Annotated in this window: 17 protein-coding genes; 5 read left to right on the top strand and 12 right to left on the bottom strand. The window is 64.2% G+C overall.

The genetic code is table 11. From position 1 onward, the window contains the following. Positions 1 to 15: 15 nt before the first annotated feature. The 12 genes from P3T18_RS24000 to P3T18_RS23945 all read right to left on the bottom strand — a co-directional run bounded on the left by P3T18_RS24000 (position 16) and on the right by P3T18_RS23945 (position 14,258). Positions 16 to 1,374, bottom strand: coding sequence for an MFS transporter (locus P3T18_RS24000; RefSeq protein ID WP_429302452.1), 1,359 nt, complete (start codon positions 1,372 to 1,374; stop codon positions 16 to 18). Between the two features lie 124 nt (positions 1,375 to 1,498). Then, on the bottom strand, positions 1,499 to 3,160 hold the full coding sequence (locus tag P3T18_RS23995) for a UbiD family decarboxylase (RefSeq protein ID WP_429302451.1): 1,662 nt from the start codon (positions 3,158 to 3,160) through the stop codon (positions 1,499 to 1,501). 269 nt (positions 3,161 to 3,429) lie between these two features. After that, on the bottom strand, positions 3,430 to 4,902 hold the full coding sequence (locus P3T18_RS23990) for an NAD-dependent succinate-semialdehyde dehydrogenase (protein WP_429302450.1): 1,473 nt from the start codon (positions 4,900 to 4,902) through the stop codon (positions 3,430 to 3,432). A gap of 89 nt (positions 4,903 to 4,991) precedes the next feature. Continuing rightward, on the bottom strand, positions 4,992 to 5,585 hold the full coding sequence (locus tag P3T18_RS23985; protein WP_429302449.1) for a UbiX family flavin prenyltransferase: 594 nt from the start codon (positions 5,583 to 5,585) through the stop codon (positions 4,992 to 4,994). Next, complete coding sequence (locus tag P3T18_RS23980; RefSeq protein ID WP_429302448.1) at positions 5,572 to 7,248, bottom strand: UbiD family decarboxylase; 1,677 nt, start codon at positions 7,246 to 7,248, stop codon at positions 5,572 to 5,574. The genes P3T18_RS23985 and P3T18_RS23980 overlap by 14 nt, the downstream gene beginning before the upstream one ends. A 131-nt stretch (positions 7,249 to 7,379) precedes the next feature. Beyond that, entirely contained in the window at positions 7,380 to 8,108 is a 729-nt protein-coding gene (locus P3T18_RS23975; protein ID WP_429302447.1) for an enoyl-CoA hydratase/isomerase family protein, read from the bottom strand. A 63-nt stretch (positions 8,109 to 8,171) separates the two neighbouring features. After that, a complete protein-coding gene (locus P3T18_RS23970; RefSeq protein WP_429302446.1) occupies positions 8,172 to 10,538 on the bottom strand; it encodes a xanthine dehydrogenase family protein molybdopterin-binding subunit in 2,367 nt (788 codons plus the stop codon). 4 nt (positions 10,539 to 10,542) lie between these two features. Continuing rightward, positions 10,543 to 11,055: a (2Fe-2S)-binding protein gene (locus tag P3T18_RS23965; protein ID WP_429302445.1), complete on the bottom strand. Its 513-nt coding sequence runs from the start codon at positions 11,053 to 11,055 to the stop codon at positions 10,543 to 10,545. Between the two features lie 19 nt (positions 11,056 to 11,074). Then, positions 11,075 to 11,956: an FAD binding domain-containing protein gene (locus P3T18_RS23960; protein ID WP_429302444.1), complete on the bottom strand. Its 882-nt coding sequence runs from the start codon at positions 11,954 to 11,956 to the stop codon at positions 11,075 to 11,077. A 27-nt stretch (positions 11,957 to 11,983) separates the two neighbouring features. Continuing rightward, positions 11,984 to 12,760 carry an SRPBCC family protein gene (locus tag P3T18_RS23955; RefSeq protein ID WP_429302443.1) on the bottom strand — a complete coding sequence of 259 codons (777 nt, stop codon included), beginning with the start codon at positions 12,758 to 12,760 and terminating at the stop codon, positions 11,984 to 11,986. 113 nt (positions 12,761 to 12,873) lie between these two features. Then, complete coding sequence (locus P3T18_RS23950) at positions 12,874 to 13,668, bottom strand: alpha/beta fold hydrolase (RefSeq protein WP_429302442.1); 795 nt, start codon at positions 13,666 to 13,668, stop codon at positions 12,874 to 12,876. A 188-nt stretch (positions 13,669 to 13,856) separates the two neighbouring features. Further along, positions 13,857 to 14,258, bottom strand: coding sequence for a carboxymuconolactone decarboxylase family protein (locus P3T18_RS23945; RefSeq protein WP_429302441.1), 402 nt, complete (start codon positions 14,256 to 14,258; stop codon positions 13,857 to 13,859). 136 nt (positions 14,259 to 14,394) lie between these two features. Between P3T18_RS23945 and P3T18_RS23940 the strand changes: the two genes are divergently transcribed. From P3T18_RS23940 to P3T18_RS23920, 5 genes are all read left to right on the top strand, one after another. After that, positions 14,395 to 15,084 (top strand): GntR family transcriptional regulator, encoded by a 690-nt coding sequence (locus P3T18_RS23940; RefSeq protein WP_429302440.1) that lies wholly within the window; start codon positions 14,395 to 14,397, stop codon positions 15,082 to 15,084. Positions 15,085 to 15,413: 329 nt separating this feature from the next. Then, on the top strand, positions 15,414 to 16,712 hold the full coding sequence (locus P3T18_RS23935; protein ID WP_429302439.1) for an MFS transporter: 1,299 nt from the start codon (positions 15,414 to 15,416) through the stop codon (positions 16,710 to 16,712). Between the two features lie 145 nt (positions 16,713 to 16,857). Next, entirely contained in the window at positions 16,858 to 18,255 is a 1,398-nt protein-coding gene (locus P3T18_RS23930; protein ID WP_429302438.1) for a uracil-xanthine permease family protein, read from the top strand. A gap of 224 nt (positions 18,256 to 18,479) precedes the next feature. Further along, the gene (locus P3T18_RS23925) at positions 18,480 to 19,523 is read left to right on the top strand and encodes a porin (protein ID WP_429302437.1); all 1,044 of its coding nucleotides are present in this window, start codon (positions 18,480 to 18,482) and stop codon (positions 19,521 to 19,523) included. 143 nt (positions 19,524 to 19,666) lie between these two features. Further along, a complete protein-coding gene (locus P3T18_RS23920; RefSeq protein ID WP_429302436.1) occupies positions 19,667 to 20,758 on the top strand; it encodes a porin in 1,092 nt (363 codons plus the stop codon). Positions 20,759 to 20,784: the final 26 nt, after the last annotated feature.

The raw sequence follows: 20,784 nt of genomic DNA, 5'->3' as shown, positions 1-20,784 counted from the left end.
CGGCGCACTCGCCCGTCAGTGCCGCGACAGCGCCGAGCGCAAGGACATTTCCCGCGCGGCTTCGGGCGTGATGGTCCGGTTCAGCATGAAGCAGGCCACGCCGGCTGCGAGCAGCGGCAACGCGCCGAGCAGGAAGATCGTGCCGATCGGCGTGCCGAGCGCAATCAGCACACCGGCCAGCAGCGGCCCGACGATGGCGCCGATGCGCGCCACCGCGAAGGAGGCGCCGGTCGCCGTCGAACGGATGAAGGTCGGATAGATCATGCTCGAAATGGCATTGAGGCCGATATTGCCGCCCAGCACCAGCAGCCCCGAGGCCAGCGCCATGACCATGGTCAGGCTGGCGCCCGTGCCGACGGCCACGCCGAGCGCCGCCACCGGAATCGCGCCGAGGATCATCGTCAGCGTCATCACGCGCACGCCTTTGCGGTCGATCAGCCAGCCGAAGAACCAGCTGAAGCCGGCACCAAGCTGGAACAACGCCTGGCTGCGGGCCGCATTCGCATAGCCGATTTCGTCGGTGAGCAGCGTCGTCATCCACTGCGACAGGAAGAAGTGCGTGACGAAGGAGAAGCCGAGCGCAAGCCAGAGAAAAGCGGTCATCGCGGAACGGCCTTCGGTGAACAGATGGCGCACCGGCACACCCGTGCGCGCCTGCTCCTGGAAGGTGAAGCGCGTGTCGTCCGCGAAGCGCGCGCTCGGCTTCAGTTTGCGGGCATAGGCGAGGATGCGTTCACTGGAAGGATTGCGCAGGCTCAGATAGCGGATCGATTCCGGCAGTCCGATGAACAGGATGACGACCGCCACCACGGCGCCGGCACCGCCGAGATAGAAGACCGAGCGCCAGCCGTACGCCGGGATGATTTCCGCCGCGAGCAGGCCGCCGCCGGACGAGCCCGCGGTGTAGCCGAGATAGAGCAGGGTGATGATCAGCCCGCGCTTGCCCGAGCGGGCGTAGTCGGTGATGAGCGAGACCGCCATCGGCATGCCGCCGCCGATGCCGAGCGCGGCGCAGAAGCGCAGAATCGACAGTTCCACCAGGTTGTGCGCGAACGGCACGGCGAAAGTGAAGCCGCCGAACAGCGCGGTCGCCAGCAGAATGGCGCGCCGCCGGCCGATGCGGTCGGCCAGCATGGCGAAGACGACCGAACCCGCCATCCAGCCGACGATGCTGATGTTGAACACGGGCGTCATCAGCGCCCGGTTGATGCCCCATTCCCTGATGATGCCGGGCGCGGCGTAGTTCAGGGCCTGGTTGTCGAAACCGTCCGCCAGCATCACGAGGGCGCACAGAATGAAGAGGCTCACGGTGAACCAGCTGCGTTCCTGCGTCTCGACGACCTGGGCGATATCGACGGTAGTGTGTTGAGTCATGGCTGTCTCCGGATGCCTCTGCTCCTGGGTTGCCGACGTTCGGCGGGCGCGTGGCGTGGGCCTCGTGTGTCCTTGTCTGCCGCGCTCATGGGTTGCGCTCGTTCGTCACGCTGATTCGTCGAGTTCACTCGCCGTGTCCGCCCGACGCCTCGCGCACCGGCGTCTCCGGCTTCACGCCGCCGCGCCGGTTGGCCCAGGTCCGTTCGCCCGTTTCGCGCCATCCACCCTTGGTGGCCGCGTCGGCATAGTCGTCCCAGCGCTTGTCCCAATCGCCCAGGTGATAGCCGTGCCATGGCGACTGCGGCGTGAGTCGCGGCAGGTCGAGTTCTTCCCAGATCTTGCGTGCGGCGCTCATGAAGGGCTCGGTCGGCAGCGCCAGCGGCGGCATCGGATGCTTGAGCGTCGCGTCGATCAGCAGCGTGCTTTCGAGCGGCGCCCGGCCGGACTTCGGACCGTGGCCGCTGGCGCGATAAGGTGTCACGTGCAGGTCGTGGGTGAAGTCGGCCCGGTAGGCGAGCGACCAGAAAATCGCGTCCGCATTTTCCGGATTGATGTCTTCGGACACGGCGATCACCAGCTTGCCGCACTGCGCCTGCAGTGTCGCGGCGCCTTGCAGGCCGCGCCAGACTTCCGCCTGCTGCGTGCCGCGCGCGAATTGCAGGAAAATCACCTTGCGCAGATTGGTGAGCGGCTCGTGCATCACCACGCGCTCGATGCCGCGCACGCCCATCACCTTGCGCAGATGTTCGAGATACAGAGGTTCGTAGGCGACTTTCTTGAGCACGGAGCTTTCGCTGGGCGTCACCTGGCTGATGATCGACACGAAAACCGGCTTCTTCTTCATCGTGATCGCAGTGACGTGCATGGACATGTTGTAGTCCTCCAGCGCGATGTGTCCGTGGCTCTCGCCGAACGGACCTTCGGGCTCCAGCGCGTCGGTGTCGATCAGGCCTTCGATCACGATTTCGGCGTCGGCTGGCACGACGAGGTCGATGGTCTTGCAACGTACCACCTCGACCGGCGCGCGCATCAAACCACCTGCCACGGCCATCTCGTCCTGATCGATCTGCAGTTTTTGCGGGCCGGTGAACAGCACCGCGGGCGCGCAACCCAGCACGATGGCGCACGGCATCTGCTTGCCTTCGGCCCGATATTTTTCCCAATGCAGATAACCGCCCGCGCCGGACAAGCGGCTCGCCATCCGCACGCCCAGACGGTCTTCCGATTTCAGCGCGGCGCGGTACGTGCCCATGTTCTGCACGCCGCTTTCAGGATCTTTGGTCACGCAAAGCGTGGCGGTGAGATACGGCGCCGCGTCGAAGCCCGGCGTGGATACCGGCACCGGCAGGCGCGAGAGACCGCGCGTCTTCAGCGCGTCGCCGCTGATCACCACTTCCTGACACGGCGCGTGCGTCACCATGACGGGCGGCACCGGCTCGGCAATCGCCTCGGTCCAGGCTTTCCCGATCTGCTCGACCGGCAAGCCGAGGCCCGTGGCGTAGATTTCCGGCGAAGCGGCGAGGCCGCCGATCAGCACCGGAATGTCATACGTGTTGCCTTCGCCGTCGACCACGTTGGTGAACAGGAAAGCGCGCCGCTGATCCTCGTGCAGGCCGCCCTGGAATTGCCAGCGCGCGAGCGGGTGCAGTTCCGTGTCCTTGTTGATCGGCCGGTCGATGCGCGTCAGCAGGCCCTTGGCCTCCAGCCGGGCGATATGTTCCTGCAGATCGTGCGGTGCGCCGGTGGTGGCGTCGGTGCGCGAAACTTCGTGAGCCGATGATGACATTCTGTCTCCTGGATATGAGACCCAGCATGTGGGTGATTCAGTGTGATTGTATGATTGCATGTCAATACGACGGCTGTCAACGCGGCGATGTCGCCCGTTTGAACGGGACAAAACCGCGCACGGAAGCGCGCCCGACACGCGGCGCGCCATGCCGTGCAGACACTGCCGGACGCCGGCTTTTGATGAAGGCCAGGGGGCAATTTCGGGTAGAAAGTCGACGCGACCGGCCGCCGAACTACCTGCCAGGCCCCGCCGTCAGCCGGCGCCGCTCAAAGGCCGCCCATGCACAGATATTTGATTTCCAGATACTCCTCGATGCCGTACTTCGAGCCTTCGCGGCCGAGGCCGGACTGCTTCACGCCACCGAATGGTGCGACTTCGTTCGAGATCAGGCCGGTGTTGATGCCGACCATGCCGTATTCGAGCGCTTCCGCAACGCGCCAGATGCGGCCGATGTCGCGGCTATAGAAGTAGGCGGCGAGGCCGAACTCGGTGGCGTTCGCCGCGGCAATGGCTTGCGCTTCCTCGTGAAAGCGGAACAGCGGCGCGACCGGGCCGAAAGTTTCCTCGGTCGCGAAGCGCATCGAAGCAGTGACGCCGTCCACCACGGTCGGTTCGAAGAACAGCTTGCCCGCCGCGTGACGCTTGCCGCCGGTCAGCACGCGCGCACCGTGCGCCACGGCGTCGGCGATATGCGACTCGACCTTTTCCACCGCGGCCTCGTTGATGAGCGGGCCTTGCGTGACGCCCCCTTCGAAACCATTGCCGACCTTGATGCGGGCGACTGCCGCCGCGAATTTTTCGGCGAAGGCGTCGTACACGCCGTCCTGCACGTAGAAGCGATTCGTGCAGACGCAGGTTTGCCCGGCATTGCGGTACTTCGAAGCAAGCGCGCCCTCGACGGCCGCGTCGAGATCGGCGTCGTCGAATACGATGAAAGGCGCGTTGCCGCCCAGTTCGAGCGAGAGTTTCTTGACCGTCGGCGCGCACTGGCTCATCAGCAATCGTCCCACCGGCGTCGAACCGGTGAACGAGAGTTTGCGCACGATGGGATTGCCGGTCATCTCCGCGCCGATCGCACGCGGGTTGCCCACGACCACGCTGAACACGCCGGCCGGCACACCCGCACGATGCGCGAGTTCGGCGAGCGCGAGCGCCGACAAGGGCGTGGCTTCGGCGGGTTTGACGATCATCGCGCAACCGGCGGCGAGCGCGGGCGCGACCTTGCGCGTGATCATCGCGGCCGGGAAATTCCACGGCGTGATCGCGGCACAGACGCCGATCGGCTCTTTCGTCACCAGCATGCGTTTGTCGGCGGCGGGCGAGGCGAGCACGTCGCCGTCGATCCGTTTGGCCTGTTCGGCGAACCATTCGATGAACGACGCCGCATAGCCGATCTCGCCCTTCGCTTCGGCGAGCGGCTTGCCTTGCTCGGCCGACATGATGATGGCGAGGTCGTCGGTATTGGCCACCATCAGCGCGTGCCAGCGCTTCAGAACGGCGGCGCGCTGTGCCGCGGTCAGCGCACGCCAGCCGCGCTGTGCACGCTCGCCGGCTTCGATCGCGCGGCGCGTCTCGACGTCGGTCATGAGCGGGACGTCGGCGAGTTTCTCGCCGGTGGCGGGATCGTCGACCGCAAAGGTGCGGGCATCGTCGGCGCCGCACCATACGCCGTCGATGTAGGCGAGCGTGCGCAACAGGCTCGGATCGGCGAGCCGGGAAAGCGGATTGGATTCGGTCATGGTCATCGCGAGAGGCGGCTCGCCGCCGCGCTGTGCGGCGAGCCTGTGAGGTAGGGAGTGACAGCGGGACGGCCCGCAGAGTGCGTGGCTTACGACTCCTGCGGCTGGTCTTTCCAGCGCTTGACCACGCCGGTTTCGATGTCGAACAGATCGAGCATGCGGCCGACCGTGTGATCGACGATATCGGCGATCGTTTGCGGCTTCGAATAGAAGGCCGGAACGATCGGCGCGATGATCGCGCCCATGTCGGAGAGCTGCACGAGCGTGCGCAGATGTCCGCCATGCAGCGGCGTTTCGCGCACGCCGAGCACGAGACGCCGGCGCTCTTTCAGCACGACGTCGGCCGCGCGGCTGATCAGCGAACTGGTGATGCCGGTAGCGATTTCGCTCATCGAGCGCACCGAGCACGGCACGATCAGCATGCCTTTGGTCTTGAACGAGCCCGACGAAATGGCCGCGCCGATATCGGCCGGCGCATACCACTTCGACGCCAGCGCGCGCAGATCGGCCGCGCGGAACTCGGTTTCGTAGGTCATCGTCAGTTCGGCGGCCTTGCTGATCACGAGATGCGTCTCGACACCCGCCTCGGCGAGCAGTTCGAGCGCACGGATGCCGTAGATCACACCGGATGCGCCGGTGATGCCGACGATGATCCGCTCAGGCGTGCTGTTATTCGTCGCCATGATTGCCCTCGATGCCGCGCACCGGCGAATTCGGCTCGACGCCGCTCCTGCGGCGCGCCTGATAGGACGCGTCGCGTTGCATCCATTCGCCGCGCGTGGCCTGCTCGGCATTGCGGTCCCATTCCTCGGTCCAGTCGCCGAGCGAATAGCCGTACCACGGCGATTCCGGCTTGAGCTTCGGCAGGCCGAGACGCTCCCACAACACTTTGGCGTTTTCCATGTATTCCTTCTTGGGCAACGCGAGCGGCGGCATCGGCGCCTTCATGGTCGCGTCGACCAGCATGGCCGAATCGAGCCCGGTGTCGTGATCCGAGCGCGGACCGTGGCCCGGCTCGCGGAACGGAATCAGCTTCACGTCCTCGACCGGATTGCAGCGGTAACCCATTGCCCAGAACACGGCGTCGGCGTTGTCCGGATCGATATCGTCGTCGACGGCGATCACGAACTTGCCGATTGCGGCCTGCAGCGACATCGTGCCGTACAGCGCGCGCCAGACTTCGGTACGCTTCGCGCCGCGTTCGAACTGCAGGAACACGAAGCGGCGCAAATTCGTGAGCGGCTCGTGCAACGACACTTTCTTGATGCCGCGAATGCCGAGGTGATCGCGCAGGTGACGCAGGAACATCGGCTCGTAGGCAAGACGTTTGATGACGCTCGATTCGGACGGCGTGACCTGCGAGATGATCGAGGTCAGCACCGCATCCTTGCGGCGCGTGATGGCCGTGACTTCGATCGAGAGGTTGTAGTCTTCCAGCGCGACGTAGCCGTGGCTTTCGCCGAACGGACCTTCCGGCTCCAGATACGTCGGGTCGACGTAACCTTCGACCACCACTTCCGCTTCCGCCGGCACCATCAGATCGACGGTGCGACCCTTGACGACGCGGATCGGCGCGCCGGCAAGGCCGCCGGCCACGCTCAGTTCGTCGACGTTGGGGCGCAACTTCTGCGGCCCCTGGAAAGCCACCAGCGGCGGAGCGCCGAGCACGATGGCGACCGGCATTTTCTCGCCTCTGGCCGAGTATTTGCGCCAGTGATCGAGACCGCCCGCACGCAGATTCACGAGCATCATCATGCCCAGACGGGTGGCCGATTTCAGATGGCCGCGATAGGTGCCCATGTTCTGCACGCCGGTTTCCGGATCGCGCGAGATCACGCCGGTCATGGTCATATACGGCGCGGCGTCGAAGCCGGGCGTCGAGATCGGCAGTGGCAGCGACTCGAGTCCGTTGCCGGGCCCTTCGAGATCGCGGCCTTCGATCACGATGTCGTGCACCGGACCGCTCTCGACCACCACGGGCGGCACCGGATGGTCGATCGCGCGATTCCACGCGTCGCCGATGTCGTCGAGCGTCGGCACGTTCATGCCGATCCGGTAGATCTCCGGATTCGCGGCAATCCCGCCGACGATAACCGGAATGTCGTATTTGCGGCCCTTGCTGTCGACGATATTCGTGAAGAGGAAGGCCTTGCGATCGGCTTCCGGAATGCCGCCGCGAAACTGCCAGCGCACGAGCGGATGCATTTCGGTGTCTTTATTGACGGGCTCGTCGATGCGGTACAGCAATCCGGCGGCGTCGAGACGGGCAATGTGCTCGTGCAGATCCGCGTAACCGGCGTTCGCGGCGTTCGCGGCAGTCGTGGAAGTGGTGTCTTGTTCAGCCATGGCTAGAAGTCCCGTGTAACGCCGCGTTGCGCGGCGCCCTTATTGCTTGAAATGCTGCCCGGCGCGGGCAGGGTAGTGCGAGTTCGATCCGTGGCGCCGATGCCGCGCGAGCGGCGGTATTCGGCGCGAGCCTAGCGGCGCATCGACGTCATGGCGTTCGCGAGCGAGGCGCCCGCCACTTCGCTTGCCAGCGAGAAGTTGGGGATCGTGATCTCGCGGAAATACGTCTTGAGCGTCGCGATGGCGATCCGGTCGCGCGTGCAGATCGACGCGACCATCGCGTCGGCGCGTTCGCTCAACTTCGCTGCCGGCACGACTTCGGCGACGATACCCCAGTCGCGCGCATTCGCGGCGTCGATGGTCTCGGTGAGATAGACCATGTGCGCCGACGCCTTCGGCGGCACCTTGTAGCGCAGCACGGACAGCACCAGCGTCGGCGGCAGGTTTTTCTGCAGCTCGGGCAGATTGAAGCGCGCGCTGTCCGCAGCGACGGCCATGTCGCACGCGGTGACGAGCGCACAGCCGAAACCTTCGGCGTCGCCTTGCACTTCGGCGAGTAGCGGCACTTCGCTTTCGTGCATCGCGCGGTAGACGTCGAGAATCGGATCGGCCACGTTGCGGCGGAACTGCTCGGAACTCTGCGGCGTGGCGGGCGGTGCGCTGGCCGCGCGGCCGCGGCAGAAGGCGGGGCCGGACGCACGGATGCGGATGATCTTCACATGGCTGTCGCGCCCGGCCTTGCGAATCTCGGCGGCGAGTGCGCGCATCGCATCGAGCGTGAGCGTGTTGCCCAGTTCCGGCTGGGACAGGGTGATCCGGTATTCGGATTCGTGGAGCGCTGCGGTGAATTCGGTCGTCATGGAGAAAGGTCCAAACAATGAAAACAGGGAGTGGCACCCGCATCGCGCGGGCGCCTGCGCAGGTCAGCGCGCGTAGGCGCCGGCCTCCTTGAGTTTCTGGAACACGCGCTGCGGCACGAGCGGCGCTTCGGTGAATTCGACGCCGTACTCCGAGAGCGCGTTTTCGATGGCCGAAACGATCGCCGCGGCGGCCGGAATCGTGCCGCCTTCGCCCGCGCCCTTGACGCCGAGCGGATTGAGCGGCGAGGGCGTTTCGAGGTGCACGATGTCGACGTTCGGCACGTCGGTCGCCATCGGCAGCAGGTATTCGCCGAAGTTGGTCGTGGTGGGTTGCGCGTTCTCGTCGTACTGCATCCATTCGAGCGTCGCGTTGCCGATGCCGTGCGCGACCGAGCCGATCACCTGACCGTCGACGATCATCGGATTGATGAGCTTGCCCGAGTCGTGCGCCATCACGTAATTGAGGATGTTGATGTGGCCGGTCTCGCGATCCACTTCGAGTTCCACCACGGCCGTGCCGTTGCAATACGTGGACTGCGCGGGCGAGAAGTATTTGGTTTCTTCGAGTCCGGCGGTGAGACCCTTGGGCATCGTGAAGCCCGGCATGCCTTGCGAAATTTTCGCGAGCTCGCCGTAGCTGATGCGTTGTTCGATGCCGGAACGCCGCGCCACATGACCTTCGATCAGCACGAGTTCACTGGTCTCGCATTTCCACAGATGCGCCGTGAGCGTGAGCATTTTTTCGCCGACGGCCTGCGCGGCGATGTAGACCGAGTTGCCGGCATTGACGGTTGCGCGGCTCGCGAACGTGCCGACGCCCATCGAAATGCCGCCGGTGTCGCCGGTAATCACGTCGATAGTTTCGAGCGCTACGTTCAGCTGCTCCGCGCAGATCTGCGCAAACGTCGTTTTGTGGCCCTGGCCCTGCGGCGACGCGCCGGTGATCACCACGACGCGGCCGCTCGCCTGCACGCGCACCGTCGCGCCTTCGAACGGACCCATGCCGGTACCTTCAACGAAGCTTGCCATGCCGATGCCGATGAAGCGGCCCTGACGGCGCGCCTCGGCTTTGCGTTCGGCGAAGCCCTCGTAGTTCGCGCGATCGAGCGCGGCTTTCTGGCACGCCGGATAGTCGCCGCTGTCGTAGCGCAGCGGGCTACCGTCGCGATAGATGAAGCCTGCGTCGTACGGCATCTGCTCCGGCTGGATCAGATTGCGCCAGCGCAGTTCGGCGCGGTCCATGCCGAGCGTGTGAGCCGCTTTGTCGAGAATGCGCTCCATGGCGAACACGGCTTGCGGGCGGCCCGCGCCGCGCACCGGCGAGGTCGCGCATTTGTTCGTGTACACGACATCGAGTTTGGCGTGCATCGCGGGGATCACGTACGGTCCCGGCGTGGTCGTGATGGAGATGTACGGAGTGATGATGCCCCACGGCAGGAACGCGCCGTTGTCGTGCACCATCTCCAGCTTCACGCCGCGAATCTTGCCGTTGTTCTCCAGCGCCATGCGCACGGTCCACCACTGGTCGCGCTCCTGCGTGACCGCCAGAAAATGCTCGCGGCGGTCTTCGATCCATTTGACGGGACGCTTGAGCGCCACCGCCGCGATGGCGACGAGTGCTTCTTCCGGATAGAACGGCAGCTTCGGACCGAAACCGCCGCCGACGTCGTTCATCAGCACGCGCAGTTTCTCGGGGTCCCATTCGAGCAGTTCGACGAGATTCTTTTTCTCGTGGTGCGGCGCCTGACCTGACGACCACACCGTCAACTCGTCGTTGGTGGCGTGATATTCGGCAAGATAACCGCGCGTTTCCATCGGATGCGCGGAGCCGCGGTTCTGCCAGTACGTGGCCTCGACGACATGCGGCGCGTTCGCGAAGGCGGCGTCGATGTCGCCGAAACCCATGTCGATGTGCGCGACGACGTTGTCTTTCGCTTCGGTGTGGCACAGCGGCGACTCCGGAAGCAGACCTGCGCGGCAGTCGGCGACGGCGGGCAGCGTGTCGTATTCGATCTCGATCAGACCGCACGCGTCTTCCGCGATGTAGCGGTTGTCGGCGACCACGAAGGCCACCGCTTCGCCCGCGAAGGTCACTTCCGTCGAGGCGAGCAATTCCTGGGTGCGCTCGAAGCGGATCGCCGGATTTGGCAGCATGGAAGGCGCGCGGCCACGGGCGCGGCCGTTCAGATCGGCGTGCGTGTAGACGGCGTGCACGCCCTTGAGTTCGCGTGCGGCGCTGCAGTCGATCGAAACGATTTTTGCGTGCGCGTGCGGACTGCGCAGTACGGCAGCCTGCAGCATGTTCGGCAGATGCACGTCGTCCACGTAGGAGCCCTGGCCCTTCAGCAGCTTTTTGTCTTCGGTGCGAGCAATGCGCTTGCCGATGAAGCGCTGGTCGGTCGGGGCACCTTTCAGGTCGGAAATTTCCATCGTGTTACTCCGTCGCGTGCGCCGTCGGTGCGGTGGCGCGCTGGTCGCGGATACGTTGCGCGGCGAGCAGGGCGGCGGCGACGATCGGCTGGTAGCCCGTACAGCGGCACAGATTGCCGGTGATCGCTTCGCGAATCTCGGCCTCGCTGGGCGAATCGGTTTCGTTCAGCAGTTCGGTCAGCGTCATCAGCATGCCGGGCGTACAGAACCCGCACTGCAAGGCGTGCGTTTCGCTGAAGGCTTTCTGCAGTTCGTTGAGCGTGCCGTCCTCGTGCGCGAGTCCTTCGACGGTGGTCAGCGAGCGGCCGTTCACCTGAGCCGCGAGCGTCAGGCAGGCGCGTGCCGTGCGGCCTTCGATCAGCACGGTGCAGGCGCCGCATACGCCGTGCTCGCAGCCGTAGTGCGTGCCGGTGAGTTCGAGGTCGTGACGCAGGAAGTCGCCCAGCATGCGGCGCGGTTCCACGTCGCGCTCGTAGGCGGTGCCGTTGACGACGACTCTGACAGTACGAGTCTCCATGTCTCTCTCCTTGCTCACTTTATGAGGGTCTTGCGACGCGCGAGAACGCGGTCTTCAGCGCTCTTTCGGTCAGAACGCCGGCGAGATGCTGGCGATAGTCGGTGCTGACGTGCGCGTCGGTCATCACGTCGAGTGCGCGGGCAGCGTCGCTCGCGATCCGCAGCGCGGCGTCGTCCATCGGACGGCCGCGCAACGCGGTCTCGACTTCGTGCATGCGCACGGGGCCGGGCGCGACACCGCAGATAGTCAGCGACACGCGATCGAGATGTCCTTGCGGATCGGCCGTGCAGAGCGCCGCGACGCCGACGATGGCGTAATCGCCATGACGCCGTGCGAACTCTTCGAATGCATAACCGTGGCCTTCGGGCCAGATGTCGAGCGAGATGCCGGCGAGCAGCTCGCCTTCTTCGAGCGCGGGCGTCATGTACATCATCGCCCAGTCGGACATCGGCAACTCGCGGGTGGTCACAGCGCCGTCTTCGTAACGCGCGATCGACAGCACACCGTCGAGCGCGGCCGTGAAGCAGGGCTGCTCCGACGACGGATCGAGCTGGCACAGGCTGCCGCCGAGCGTGCCGCGATTGCGGATCTGTTTGTGGCTGACGAGCTGATACGCCTCGCGGATCAGCGGCGCGCGCTTCGTCACGAGCGGCGACAGTTCGATATCGCGCTGGCGTGCCATCGCGCCGATATGCAGACGGCCGTCGCGTTCCTCGATACGGGTGAGCGCCTCGACGCCGTTCAGATCGATCAGATGACTGGTCATCAGATACCGGAAGTTCATCATCGGCATCAGCGACTGGCCGCCCGCGAGCACGCGCGCGTCGTCGAGCGTGCCGAGCAGTTGCGCGGCTTCGTCGATGGTGGTCGGCGCGTGATACTGGAATTCACTGGGTTTCATGCGTACTCCGATAGTGCGGCGGCCTGGTCAGTGGTGCTGCTTGAGTCCGAAGAGCCGCGCGAAGTAATTGCGGATCGACTGCCACATGGCCTTGCGCATGAGTGCGCCCGCATCGAGCGGCGCGACCGGAGGGGGCGGCGGACGGCGCGGCTGGGTGGCGGGGCGCGGTGCGGCCGCCGTTTCAGTTTGCGGGGTCGGCGTGGCCGATTCGTGGCTGACGTTCGGCGCGCTCGCCTGGGCAGACGGCGTGGCCGAACCGGCGGCGTTGATTTCAGCGCTGCTTGCCGCGTTTCCCGTGGCGGCGCTTTCCGTCACTTCGGCAGGCTCGGCGGCGTGCGCCGTATCCGACTCGATCAGCGCGGTCAGATTTTTGGCGAACTGATTGAGCAACTGTTGCGAGAGCGCCTCGATCATGCCGGCACCGCGTCCGTACTGTGCCACCGTGCCCGACAGATTCACGTCCGAGACCACGTCGACTTTCGTCTTGCCGCCGCCGGCATCGGTGACGGCCGCGTTGATCTGCGCGTCGGCGCCGCCGCGGCCTTTCGTGTCGGTGCCGCTGGCGGACACGACGACCGTGCGGTCGGCGTCGTTCTGTTCGGCGATCTTGAACTTGCCCGCGAACTTCAGCGTGAGCGGGCCGAGTTTGACGGTGAAACCGCCTTTATAGCTGCCGTCGGGCTGCTGTTCCTTGAGTTCCGCGCCCGGAAAACACGGTGCGGACCGTTCGATGTCGATCATGGTCGTCCAGACATCCGACGACGGAGCGTCGACGGTGAAAGACGAGCGGATTGTGATTGCCATACTGCCTCCTTGGGGCGATCGGCCCATGCGGGCGTCGCTCCACTTATCTGATTACTCCCGAGCCGCGCGGCGCGTGAAACCGTCTTCACGCGAGCACGGGCTTGCGTGCCACGTCAACGGGCGAGAGCCGTGAGGAAATCGTCGAATACTTTCGTGAATGCCTCGCGCCGATCGAACGCGCCGAAGTGCGCCGCGCCCGGCACCACGACGAACTGGCCGTGGGGCAGCGCATCCGCGATTTTCTGCGACAACGCCGGCGGAATGCTGGCGTCGGCGTCGCCCGCGACGACCAGCGACGGCACGCTGACGCGCGCCAGTTCGCCGAGGTTGTCGAGCTGCGAGATTGCCTGCCAGTTCGCGCTCCAGCTGAACCAGTCGTCGGCGGCGAGACGCTTGCGACACGTCTGGACGAGGTCGGGGCGCGGCGTGTCGGCAGCGAACCAGCGTGCAATCGTGTCGTCGATCACTTCGGACATCGAACCCTGGCGGCTCAGGTCGCCGCGCGCCAGGATGCGCGGGCGGATTTCGTCGGGAAATCCACCCGCCGTGGCGCAAAGAATCAACGCGCCGGCCAGCTCGGGAAACTGGATCGCGACGCGCTGCGCGATCATGCCGCCCATCGACACGCCGATCATCGTGGCGCCGGCCAGCTTCTCCTTGCGCAACACGGCGGCGACGTCGCCCGCATGGTCGGCGAGCGTGAGCGGCGAGGTGACGAGGCTGGAGTCGCCGTGACCGCGCAGATCGATCGCGACGACGTCGAACGATGCCGCCCAGTGCTGCACGTAGTCGTCCCACCAGCTCCGGTCGACGCCGATCGGATGCAGCAGGACCAGCGGCTGCCCCATCCCGCGTCGGGAGTAGGCGATACGGCCGGCCGGAATTTCACAAAAAGTTGAATGAGCCATGACGTATTCAGTATTGCGCGGGGGCCGGCGGACGCCTTGCACCGATGTGCACGGATCGACGGTTCATCCGGCAGCCGGGCCGCGAACGGACCGGTTGCCGGGTTGACGATCCGCAGTGCGCAGCGTCCGCGACCCTCAGGACCACCAGGCATATTTGCCCGGATCAGGATGACGAATCGCGAGCCCTGTCAGGCCGCGGCGGCTTTTGCTTTCAGTTCCAGTACGACCGCTTTGGCACGGCGCAGCCCTTCGGCGGCGACCGGAATACCCGCGTAAACCCCAGCCTGCAACACCACTTCTGCGATTTCCTCTTCCGTCACACCATTGTTGACTGCGCCGCGCGTATGCACCTCGAACTCGTGCCAGCGGCCGAGCGAGGCCAGCATGGCGAGATTCAGCATGCTGCGGGTGGCGCGGGTCAGGCCCTCGCGGTTCCAGACGTTGCCCCAGCAGACGTCTTCCGTGTACTCGAGGAACACGGTATCGAACAGGTGGGGACTGGCATTGCTCTGCGTATGGCTCGCGCCGAGCACCTCTTTGCGGATCTTTGCGCCGATGGCACGGCGTTCCGATAGCGTGATGTCTTCCATGTCTATCCTTTGGTTCAACCAGCTGTTGTAGGATTGTATAATGAGAGGCAGTATCGGAGCTTCGCCACACAATGTCAATATGATTGTATTACGAAGTTTTGGCGTGGCTCCTTAATTCTTACGGCAAAGGGATGGAATGAATACCAACAGACTGGTAGTGCGACCTGTGGCGACGCTGCGCCAGCAGGTGATCGACGGATTGCGTGCGTGTATCAGCGATCTCACCTTCAAACCGGGCGACCGGCTGATCGAACGCGAACTGTGCGAAATGCTCGGCGTGAGCCGCACGCTCGTCCGCGAGGCGCTCAGCCAACTGGTGGCTGAAGGGCTCGTGCAGATCATTCCGCACAAAGGTCCGATTGTTTCCGTCATGACGGGCGACGAAGCGCGCGGTCTCTATGAAGTGCGCGCGGTGCTGGAAGCTTTGGCGGGCCGCCAGTTCACCGAGCGCGCGACGCAGGAACAGCGGCTTGCGCTGAAACAGGCGCTGAACCAGCTTGCCCTGCTGCGCGACTCGGAAGGTCAGGAGGGCACGATGCTGTTCCTGAAACAGAAGGCCCAGTTTTACGACGTGATGCTCGAAGGCGCGGGCAATCCAGTGCTGACCGAGATGCTGCGCCTCGTCCACACGCGCGTGATGATGCTGCGCGCCACGACGCTGTCGCAGAAAGGCCGGCTCGTGCAGAGCTACGACGAAATCGCGACGATCGTCGACGCCGTCATGCGCAACGACGCCGAAGCTGCCGCCGCGGCATGCAAGCGGCATGTCGAGCAGGCCGAGAAACTGGCGGTCGAAGTACTCGCGGGCGAACCTCAACTGAGCTGATCGCCGCGCACGCGCCGTCTGCCGCCGTCATCTGTATAAAGACGTCGAGGCCGACGGTGCGTGTCCCATTTCACTGCGCCGATTGGCGCGCAAGGCGCGCGTTCCAGCGTTCCGGCGTGAGCGCTGCCTGGCGCTTATGCTTCTTCACCCGATCTTTTCCCTCGGCGCTGCGCGTCGTCATCTCCCGCTACGCATCAGACCGTAATACAATAATCTGTATTGCAATCTAATTGCATTACGCTATACTGCGCCAAATGACGAAAGCGGGCGACATGACCCGTATCGCACAAAGTCGCTCGCTTACGCGGTGAAAACAGGAGACGGGAACAATGGGCACATCGCAGGGCGCCAAGGCGGCGTCGGTGAGTTCGGCCGAACCTCAGGCATTCAGGTTGTCGCGATACCAGTGGCTGGCGCTGATTTCAGCGTTCCTCGGCTGGATGTTCGATTCGATGGACCTGAATCTCTTCACGCTCGTGCTGGTGCCGAGCGTCAGCCAGTTGCTGCACAGCACGGACGCAGCCGAAATCAGCAAGATCGGCAGCTACATCATTGCGGGCAAGCTGCTCACCTGGGGCATCGGCGGCGTGCTGTTCGGCGTCGCAGCCGACCGGTTCGGCCGCTCGCGCGTCATGGGCTGGACCATCCTCATCTACGCGGCTTTCACGCTGCTGAGCGCATTCGCCAAAACGTGGCCCCAGCTTGCCGCCGCGCAGGCCATGGCGGGCTTCGGGATCGGCGGCGAATGGGCGGCGGGCGCCGCGCTCGTCGCCGAATCGTGGCCCGGGCGGCAACGTGCCCGCGCCATGCAGATCATGCAGATGGCGTTCGCGTTCGGCTTTCTGGCCGCCGCGCTCGACAATCTGCTGCTCGGCAGCTTCGGCTGGCGCGTCGTACTCGGCGTGGGCGCCGCGCCCGCGCTCGTGACGATCGTAGTGCGCCGTTTCGTGCCCGAACCGCAGCGCTGGGTGCAGGTGCGCGACAGCGTTCTCGCCGAAACGGCCATGCAAACTTTCACCGCCATCTTCGCGCCGGGATTACGCCGCAAGACCATCATCGGCGTGATCGTCTCGTCGGCGGCCATGCTCGGATGCTGGGGCGGCCTCACGTTTCTGCCGAGCTGGATCCATCAACTGTCGGCAGTGGCAGACAGTCATCGCGACGTCGGCAAAACGGTCAGCTACGCCTTCATTCTGATGATGATCGGCGCGACGCTCGGCTATCTGACGCTGATCTGGATGCTCGACGCACTCGGCCGGCGCATGTCTTACTTCATCTTCTCGGCGGGCTCGCTGGTGGTGTCGCTCGTGCTGTTCATGACGGTGCACGACATCGGCGGCGTCCTGTGGCTGATGCCGGTGTACGGCTACTTCGTCATCGGCGCATTCGGCACCTTCGCCGCGTATCTGCCCGAACTCTTTCCCACCCGCGTTCGTGCGACAGGGCAGGGCTTCTGCTGGAACATGGCTCGCGCGCTCACCAGTATCGGGCCGATCGCCGGCAACGCGGTCGTCGCGAAGTTCGGCTCGTTTCCCGCTGCGTCGGCGGCCGTGTCGCTGCTGTTCATCGTCGGGATGGTGTCGATCTGGTTCGGTCCGGAAACAAAGGGCATTCCACTCGACAACTGAGGATCACTGAACAAACGGCGGATTTCCTGCGACGTGCAGCGTACTACATGCGGCAGGGCATGAAGCAGGCAGGGGTGACGCGCACGGTTCGCGTCACCGGATAGCGTTTCGACCTGGTCAAATGGATCACACCTTGAGCACAGACATGCCGAAAACTGGCGCTTCAAACCGCGAAGCCGTCGGAGCCAATCCGCCGGCACGTGTGTTCGATGTCGGAATCAACGAACGGTTGCCGCTTGCGCAACTCGCCGTGCTGGCGCTGCAAAACGTTTTCGGCATGACGGGCATGTTCGTGTTCCCGGGCATCCTGGGTCGCGCGTTCCATCTGTCCGATCCGCAAATCGCCTATCTGTATGGAATGACGTTCATGGCTTGCGGGATCATCACGATCCTGCAATCGGTGCTCCTGTTGCGTCTGCCGGTCGTGCAAGGGCCGTACGCGGGCAGCTTCGGCGCGTTGCTGACGGTCGGGCATCTGCAGGCGGGCGGGCTGGGCACCGCCTTCGGTTCCTTCTTTGCCGCTTCGCTGATCTGGTGTCTGCTCACGGTGCCGATTCGCGGACGCAGCGTAGCCGGCATGTTCGCGCGGCATCTGCGCATGCCGATCATTTCCGGAATGATGGTGATGCTGATCGTCGTGCAGATTGCGAGCGTCGCGCTGCCGACCTGGATCGGCGGCACGAAAAGCCCCGGTTTTCCGGTCGTGAACCTGCTTTCGGGCGCGGTCGCTGTGGCCGGCATCGTGTTTGCGATGTTGTGGGGCGGCCGGCGCTTGCGCCGCGTGGCGATCCTGGTTGGCCTGGCGCTCGGCACGCTCGCCTACACGCTGTTCCAGCCGGTTTCGTTCGCGGCGGTGGCCGCGGCGCCACTCGTCGTCGAACCCCACGTCTTTCCGTTCGGCTTCGGCGTGCGGCCCGATCTCGTCGCCGTGTTTCTGCTGGTCCTGATTCCGGCCGGCATGGGTTCGATGGCTCTGTATCAGACGGTCGCCGAATGGGGTAACGAGTCGCTGAGTCCGGGCCGTATGTCCGAGGGCCTGTTCGGCGTCGCGCTCGGTTCGGTGGTCGCGGCCATGTGGGGTGGTTTCAGCACGATCGCTTATCCGGACAACATCGGCATTCTGCGTGCAACCCGCGTCGGCTCACGCTATGTCACGCTGGCGGCGGGCATTCTGCTGATCGTGCTGGGCGGCTGCGTGAAGTTCGACATGCTGCTCGTCGTGGTGCCGATTCCCGTGATTTCGGCGGCCGCGACGCTGCTGTTCGGGATCGTCTTCATGCATGGTGTGCATATTCTCGCGCAGGTGGAGTGGGACGACCGCCGTCTGATCGCGTCGGGGCTCGCGTTTCTTGTCGGGCTCGGCGGACTGTTCATTACGCCCGAAGTGATTCATGCCATGCCGCTGATGCTCCAACTCGTACTCCAGCAGCCGGTGATTTCGGGCGGCCTCACGCTGGTGATACTGCATTCGCTGTTGTGCTCGAAACAGACACCGACGAGTACCTCGTCGGCCGCGCCGTCGCACGCGCAAAAACGGGCGTAGCCGCAAACGAAGAAGCGGGGGGCTGCCCGCTCACGCTTGTTTGAAATTGATCTGAATATCCGGGAAGGTCGTCGAAAAAGCGACTTTCTCCCGACTATTTATTTCGTTATCCGTATCAATAAATAGAGAAAGCTCTCGGAGCATGATTCGGCACAGGCTGGCATCTGCGTCGATAACCCGCTTCGCAGCCACACGTCACGGGTCTGGAAAAGCAGGAGACAAAGATGAAAATCAGATTGGGGTTGAAAGCCCTCGCCATCGGCGCGGCGCTGTTCGCACAAGCGGCGCACGCGCAGTCCAGCGTGCAGCTTTACGGATTGCTCGACGCATTCGTCGCGTACAAGAAGCCGTTGAACGGCCAGTCGACGGTCATTGCCGGCAACGGCGGTATGACGGCGCCGTATTTCGGCATGCGTGGGACGGAAGACCTGGGCGGCGGCACGAAGGTCGTTTTCGACCTCGAGGGCTACTTCAATATCCAGACCGGCGCGATGGGACGCACCGGTTTTCCGCACGACGGCCTGTTCTCGCGTAACGCTTACGTGGGCTTGACGGGCCCGTACGGCACGGCAACGGCCGGTCTGATTCCGCCTTTGCTGTGGTTTTCGACCATCACGTTCAACCCGTTCTTCAATTCGTTCGTGTTTTCGCCGATCGTGCTGCACAGCTACGTGGGCGTGAACGGGCAGGGTGTATTCGGCAATGCGGGCGAGTGGTGGAACTCGGTGTACTACGCCTCGCCGTCGTACAACGGCCTTGTCGGGCGCGCCATGTATTCGTTCGGCGGCGATCCCGGCCATCTGGGCCAGAACAAGTGGACCGGCCAGGTTTCGTACAACAACGGCGGCTTTGCCACCTCGTTCGTGTACCAGCAGATCAAGTACAGCCTGAACGCCGGCGACCTCGGCACCGTGCTGCCGAACCTGACCACGCAGTCGGTGGCGAACCTCGGTGTGTCGTACGACCTGAACTACGTGAAGCTTTTCGGGCAGTACCAGCACATCTGGGATTCGATCTCGACCGGCGACGTGGGCGTCGACACTGGCCAGATCGGTTTCACGATTCCGGTCGGCGTCGGCAGGATTCTCGGCTCGGACGCGTATTCGAAGAGTTCCGGCCATAGCTCGGTTTATCGCAACACGTGGGCACTCTCGTATGACTACCCGCTGTCCAAACGCACCGATGTCTACGCGGCGGTGCTGTCCGATCGCGCCACCAGGATGTCGAGCGGCACCACGATCGGCGGCGGCCTGCGCACGCAATTCTGACCGGCGGTCGAGCCAGCCGGCGCGCGCGACCTGCTGAATCACCTCCGCGGCAGACAGAGGCGAGCGCGCGAACTCAGACAGCGGGATGCGCGGCATACGCGCATCCCGCGCGCAACACATTCAATTATTTCAATGGAGGAGATATGTTCAAGTTTGGAGAGGCAGGTCGCGGTACGCGCAGGTTCGGTCTCAAGCGCTCGTTGGCCGCGGTGACCGTCGTGGGGCTGTCGAGCGGCGCAGCGCATGCGCAAAGCAGCGTCACCTTGTACGGCTCGCTGGACGGCGGTCTGCGCAATGTCGTGAACGGTACGAAGGCGGGTGGAGCAGCTTTGACGATGGCGTCCAACGGCGTCTATAAATCGAATCGCTGGGGCTTTCTCGGCGTCGAGGATCTGGGCGGCGGTTACTACGTGCGCTTCAATCTGGAAGCAGGCTACATTCTCTCGACCGGCGCAAACAGCAGTACCACTAACCAGTTGTTCCAGCGTACGTCGACCATCGGCCTGGGCGGTCCGTTCGGGCAGGTCAACGTCGGCCACCAGTTCACCTTGCAACACAGGTTGATCAAGGACTTCGAGCCGTTCGACCTGCACTATCTGGGCATTACCGAAGCGGCGGCGATCTCGGGTGGCACGAGTGGCCGGGACGACAACGCCATCCACTATCACGGCGACTTCGGCCCGTGGACGGCGCGCGCGGTCTACGCACCAGGCGGCGTGGCCGGCAGTCTCGAAAGCGGCACCATGTATGCGGGCGGCTTCAACTACCACACCAAACTCTTCAAATTCGGCGCGGGCTATACGCGCCGCTCGAATCCTTTTTCGGCTACCTCGAACACGTATTTCGCCAATAACCAGTACACGGCGGGCGGCGAAGTCACGCTTGGTCCGGTCGAAGTCATGGGCGGCTATTCGCTGGCGACACAATCCGTGCCGTCGACGGTACACGGCGAGACGCGCAATCAGTACATGTGGGGTGGTTTTCGCTACCACGCGACCTCGGTCTTCAACGTGACGGGCGCGTATTACGACAACAAGAACTCGACGAGCGGTGTGGACGGCAGAAAAGATGTCGCCATTCTCGGCATCAGTTATTCGCTCTCGAAGAGTACCGAGCTTTATGCCGACGTCGACTACACGCATTTCACCGGCGGCTACGTGACCAATGCAACGTTGAATCCGTCATTGCATGAGAAGCAGACAGGTGTTTCGTTCGGTATGAACCACTTCTTCTAAATCACGTTACATCAGCGATAGAAAAG

Origin of the sequence: Paraburkholderia sp. GAS199 (genome assembly GCF_050436585.1) — a bacterium.
Taxonomy (GTDB): domain Bacteria; phylum Pseudomonadota; class Gammaproteobacteria; order Burkholderiales; family Burkholderiaceae; genus Paraburkholderia.
Note: the sequence above shows the minus strand (reverse complement) of the source record. Positions and strands in the feature narration are given on the sequence as shown.

Bases quoted from the DNA above. Each gene is read 5' to 3' on its own strand.
- P3T18_RS24000 (WP_429302452.1), bottom strand. From the start codon at position 1,374: ATGACTCAACACACTACCGTCGATATCGCCCAGGTCGTCGAGACGCAG.
- P3T18_RS23995 (WP_429302451.1), bottom strand. From the start codon at position 3,160: ATGTCATCATCGGCTCACGAAGTTTCGCGCACCGACGCCACCACCGGC.
- P3T18_RS23990 (WP_429302450.1), bottom strand. From the start codon at position 4,902: ATGACCGAATCCAATCCGCTTTCCCGGCTCGCCGATCCGAGCCTGTTG.
- P3T18_RS23985 (WP_429302449.1), bottom strand. From the start codon at position 5,585: ATGGCGACGAATAACAGCACGCCTGAGCGGATCATCGTCGGCATCACC.
- P3T18_RS23980 (WP_429302448.1), bottom strand. From the start codon at position 7,248: ATGGCTGAACAAGACACCACTTCCACGACTGCCGCGAACGCCGCGAAC.
- P3T18_RS23975 (WP_429302447.1), bottom strand. From the start codon at position 8,108: ATGACGACCGAATTCACCGCAGCGCTCCACGAATCCGAATACCGGATC.
- P3T18_RS23970 (WP_429302446.1), bottom strand. From the start codon at position 10,538: ATGGAAATTTCCGACCTGAAAGGTGCCCCGACCGACCAGCGCTTCATC.
- P3T18_RS23965 (WP_429302445.1), bottom strand. From the start codon at position 11,055: ATGGAGACTCGTACTGTCAGAGTCGTCGTCAACGGCACCGCCTACGAG.
- P3T18_RS23960 (WP_429302444.1), bottom strand. From the start codon at position 11,956: ATGAAACCCAGTGAATTCCAGTATCACGCGCCGACCACCATCGACGAA.
- P3T18_RS23955 (WP_429302443.1), bottom strand. From the start codon at position 12,760: ATGGCAATCACAATCCGCTCGTCTTTCACCGTCGACGCTCCGTCGTCG.
- P3T18_RS23950 (WP_429302442.1), bottom strand. From the start codon at position 13,668: ATGGCTCATTCAACTTTTTGTGAAATTCCGGCCGGCCGTATCGCCTAC.
- P3T18_RS23945 (WP_429302441.1), bottom strand. From the start codon at position 14,258: ATGGAAGACATCACGCTATCGGAACGCCGTGCCATCGGCGCAAAGATC.
- P3T18_RS23940 (WP_429302440.1), top strand. From the start codon at position 14,395: ATGAATACCAACAGACTGGTAGTGCGACCTGTGGCGACGCTGCGCCAG.
- P3T18_RS23935 (WP_429302439.1), top strand. From the start codon at position 15,414: ATGGGCACATCGCAGGGCGCCAAGGCGGCGTCGGTGAGTTCGGCCGAA.
- P3T18_RS23930 (WP_429302438.1), top strand. From the start codon at position 16,858: ATGCCGAAAACTGGCGCTTCAAACCGCGAAGCCGTCGGAGCCAATCCG.
- P3T18_RS23925 (WP_429302437.1), top strand. From the start codon at position 18,480: ATGAAAATCAGATTGGGGTTGAAAGCCCTCGCCATCGGCGCGGCGCTG.
- P3T18_RS23920 (WP_429302436.1), top strand. From the start codon at position 19,667: ATGTTCAAGTTTGGAGAGGCAGGTCGCGGTACGCGCAGGTTCGGTCTC.